We start from the raw sequence: 4,073 nt of genomic DNA on the forward strand, positions 1-4,073 counted from the left end.
CCGCACCGCCTTTTTCAGCCGGCATTCCCGCCCTGATCGCCCGACAATATCCCTACAGCCCAACCCGCAAGTTGCAGGGAGATGCCATGACCCGCTTCATCGATGTGCAAGACCTCGCCCGCCTGGTCAACCGTAAAGGCCTGGCCACCTGCCTGGTGGAGATGGCCGAGTACATCCGTCAGGACTACCTGCGCTGGGACGATTTCGAGAAGTGCCCGCGCCTGGCCAATCATTCGGCGGACGGCGTGATCGAACTGATGCCGGTTTCCGACTCCAGCCGGTATGCCTTCAAGTATGTCAACGGCCACCCGAAGAACACCCGCCTCGGCCTGCCCACGGTGATGGCCTTTGGCGCCTTGAGCGACGTTGGCTCCGGTGCGCCGCTGCTGCTCAGCGAGATGACCCTGACCACAGCGATGCGTACCGCCGCCACTTCGGCCCTCGCCGCCCGCTACCTGGCGCGTGAAGACAGCCGCAGCATGGCGCTGATCGGCAACGGTTCGCAAAGCGAATTCCAGGCCATCGCCTTCAAGACCCTGCTGGGCATCGACGAGATCCGCCTGTTCGACATCGACCCTGCAGCCACGGCGAAGCTGGTGGCCAACCTGGCGGGCCGCCCAGGGCTCAAGGTGAGCGTCGCCCACAGCGTCGCCGAAGCCGTGCGCGGTGCCGATATCGTCACCACGGTCACGGCGGACAAGACCTACGCGACCATCCTCACGCCGGACATGATCGAACCGGGCGTGCACCTGAACGCCGTGGGCGGCGACTGCCCGGGCAAGACCGAGCTGCACCGCGCCATCGTCGAACGGGCCCGGGTGATCGTTGAGTACGAGCCGCAAAGCCGGGTCGAAGGCGAAATCCAGCAAATGCCGGCCGATTCGCCGGTCTTCCCATTCTGGCAGGTGGTCGCAGGCCTTGTTCAGGGCCGTGAAAACGCCGACCAGGTGACCCTGTTCGATTCGGTAGGTTTTGCGCTGGAAGATTATTCGGCACTGCGCTACGTGCTCGATACAGCGCTCACGTTAGGGATCGGCCAGGATATCGGGCTGGTGCCGGTACTGGAAAACCCCAAGGACTTGTATGCACTGCTGCAGCCTCGGGTGGTGGCGGTTCGTTCAGTGCACCGGGCCGACAGCGCCTGCGCCTGACGGACCTTGGGCTGCTGCGCAGCCCAATCGCCGGCGCGTGAGGACGATCACCCGATAACCGCCTAACCTGTCCATGCCCCGCCTTCAAAAAAGAAGCACCGCGCATGGACACCAAGGACGCCACCTCTGCCCCGCTGGACCGCATCGACCAAGCCATCATCGACATACTGCGCGTCGATGGCCGCATCACCTTCGAAAAGCTCTCGACCCTGGTGCATCTTACTCCGCGCCCCTGCCTGGAACGGGTACGCAAGCTGGAACGGCGCGGCGTGATCCGCGGTTATGGCGCAATCATCGACCCGCAGAAGCTCGCACCAGGGCTGTCACTGCTGGTACTCGTAGCCCTTTCCAACCTGCGCGGGCGGTCCGCACAAAAGGCGTTCGAGGCAACCATGCTGGCCTGCCCTGACGTTCATGAATGCCAACTGATCAGTGGCCATTTCGACTACAGCTTGCGCGTGCGCTGTCGTGACATGGAGCACTATCGGGTGCTGAGCGAAAGCTGGATGAACGACGACGCCCTGCACATCGACAAGCTGGTGGCCCACCCTGAACTGGCTTCGGTCAAAAGCATCGCCCCGCCGCCCTGATCGGGCAAGAAGTTGGCAGGCCGATTGCTAACACCCTGCAGGTATTGGCAAATGCCGGCCAACGGCGCATCACCTCAATCTGCAGCACGCACCGAACTAGAGCCCGGCAAGCCGAAATGCCCCACAACTGGTCAGACCGGTAAGGCCAAAAAACCTTGCATATTCGGATTTTTCGCGCTTTTATGACTTCGCGCTGAACAAACCGGTAAGACCACAAAAATAAATAAGTCCTGCGCTCTTTCGCCCCGTGCGGCACCGAAGCAAGGACACCGATCAGAGATCACTCCCATGCTCAAATGGTGCTCGCGTTCGATCTTCCTGCAAGTTGTGCTCGGCCTTGCCCTCGGCATCGCCTGCGGCCTCAGTTTCCCCGACCTTTCCCTGCAGCTCAAACCCCTCGGCGACGGCTTCATCAAGCTGATCAAGATGCTTATCGGCCTGATCGTCTTCTGCGTGGTGGTCAGCGGCATTTCCGGTGCTGGCGATCTGAAGAAAGTCGGGCGCATCGGCCTGAAATCGGTGATCTACTTTGAAGTGTTGACCACCATCGCCCTGGTGATCGGCCTGGTGTTCGCCTTTACCAGCGGCATCGGCAGCGGCGCCAACATCCACCTGGATCAGCTTTCTGCTGCCGACGCCAGCGGCCTGGCCGAGCGCGGCCAGCATATCCATGGCGCCACCGCGTTCTTCATGGACCTGATCCCCACCTCCGTGGTGGGCGCCTTCGCCGACAACAACATCCTTCAAGTCTTGCTGTTCTCGGTGCTGTTCGGCAGCGCGCTGAACCTGGTGGGTGACTCGGCCGCCGGTATTTCGCGGTTGATCAACGAACTCAGCCACGTGATTTTCCGCATCATGGGCATGATCGTGCGCCTGGCGCCGATCGGCGTCTTCGGCGCCATCGCCTTCACCACCAGCAAATATGGCCTGGAGTCGCTGCAGCACCTGGGTGGCCTGGTAGCGTTGTTCTACCTGACCTGTGCGGGCTTCGTGCTGATCATCCTGGGCACCGTGATGCGCGTGTCGGGGCTCAAGTTGCTGCCTTTCATCAAGTACCTGCGCGAAGAGTTGACCATCGTCCTGGGCACCGCTTCCTCCGATGCCGTATTGCCGCAGATCATGCGCAAGCTCGAGCACCTGGGCATTGGCAGCTCCACCGTTGGCCTGGTGATCCCGACCGGCTACTCGTTCAACCTTGACGGCTTCTCCATCTACCTGACCCTGGCCATCGTGTTCATCGCCAACGCCACCGGTACGCCGCTGGCGATGACCGACCTGCTGACCATCCTGCTGGTGTCACTGGTGACGTCCAAAGGCGCTCACGGCATCCCAGGCTCGGCACTGGTGATCCTCGCCGCCACCCTCACCGCCGTGCCGGCGATCCCGGTGGTAGGTCTGGTACTGGTACTGGCAGTGGACTGGTTCATGGGCATCGGCCGGGCGCTGACCAACCTGATCGGCAACTGCGTGGCTACCGTGGCCATTGCCCGCTGGGAAAAAGACATCGATCTGGAGCGTGCGCAGAACGTGCTCGATGGCAAACCCGGCTTTGCCCATGCACCTCGCAAGCAGCCCAACGCCCATCAACAGGAATTCTGAGCCCACGTGGCCGGCGCTGACGCCGGCCCTTTCAGGAGAAAACCGTGATCAGCTCATCGACCGTCGTCAACTCAGTGGTGGAAAAACTGCGCCAGGCCCTGGCCCGCGGCCAGTGGCGCTCCGGCGACATGCTGCCTGGCCAGCGCGAGCTGGCCGAACAATTGGGCATCAGCCGCCCCAGCCTGCGCGAAGCCGTGACCGTGCTGGAGACCCTCGGCCTGGTGCGCTCCATGCCGGGCAAGGGCGTACTGGTGCTGGATGCCGAAACGGCCGTGCTGGAGCCAGGCGTCGACAGCAGCGCTGCGGCGAGCCTGGCCGATGTCCTGGAGCTGCGCTACACCCTCGAACCGTTCATCGTCGGCCTGGTGGCGCAATCGGCCAACAGCCAGGACATCGGCCAGCTACGCCTGACCCTGATGGACATGCGCGAAGCGCTGGATGCCGATGACAGCGATGCCGGGGCCAAGGCCTACATCGCCTTCCACGAGGCGCTGTTCGCGCTGACCACCAACCCGATTTTCCAGAGCGTGGTACAGCAGACCGGCAATGCCCTCAAGCAAAGCGCCAACATGCTGCGCAACTCACCCGAACACCTTGCTGCGCGGCTCAAGGAAAACGAAGCCGTGGTACGCGCCATTCGCGACCGCAACAGTGCCCAGGCCAGCGCCCAGATGCGCCAGCACATCCTTGCCGAAGGGCAGCGGATGGGCATCGAACTGAACATCCCGGATGA

Annotated in this window: 4 protein-coding genes; all 4 read left to right on the forward strand. The window is 62.7% G+C overall.

The window, feature by feature from the left end; genetic code table 11:
- The first annotated feature begins 86 nt into the window (after positions 1-86).
- Positions 87-1,151: an ornithine cyclodeaminase gene (locus BLX42_RS01060; protein WP_046787922.1), complete on the forward strand. Its 1,065-nt coding sequence runs from the start codon at positions 87-89 to the stop codon at positions 1,149-1,151.
- Between the two features lie 104 nt (positions 1,152-1,255).
- Entirely contained in the window at positions 1,256-1,741 is a 486-nt protein-coding gene (locus BLX42_RS01065; RefSeq protein ID WP_046787921.1) for an Lrp/AsnC family transcriptional regulator, read from the forward strand.
- Between the two features lie 288 nt (positions 1,742-2,029).
- Positions 2,030-3,340: a C4-dicarboxylate transporter DctA gene (locus BLX42_RS01070; RefSeq protein WP_046787920.1), complete on the forward strand. Its 1,311-nt coding sequence runs from the start codon at positions 2,030-2,032 to the stop codon at positions 3,338-3,340.
- Between the two features lie 44 nt (positions 3,341-3,384).
- Positions 3,385-4,073: FadR/GntR family transcriptional regulator (locus BLX42_RS01075; RefSeq protein ID WP_161870963.1), on the forward strand; the 689-nt coding region annotated here is incomplete at its 3' end.

It is taken from the genome of Pseudomonas sp. SG-MS2 (assembly GCF_009933855.1).
Classification (GTDB): domain Bacteria; phylum Pseudomonadota; class Gammaproteobacteria; order Pseudomonadales; family Pseudomonadaceae; genus Aquipseudomonas; species Aquipseudomonas putida_E.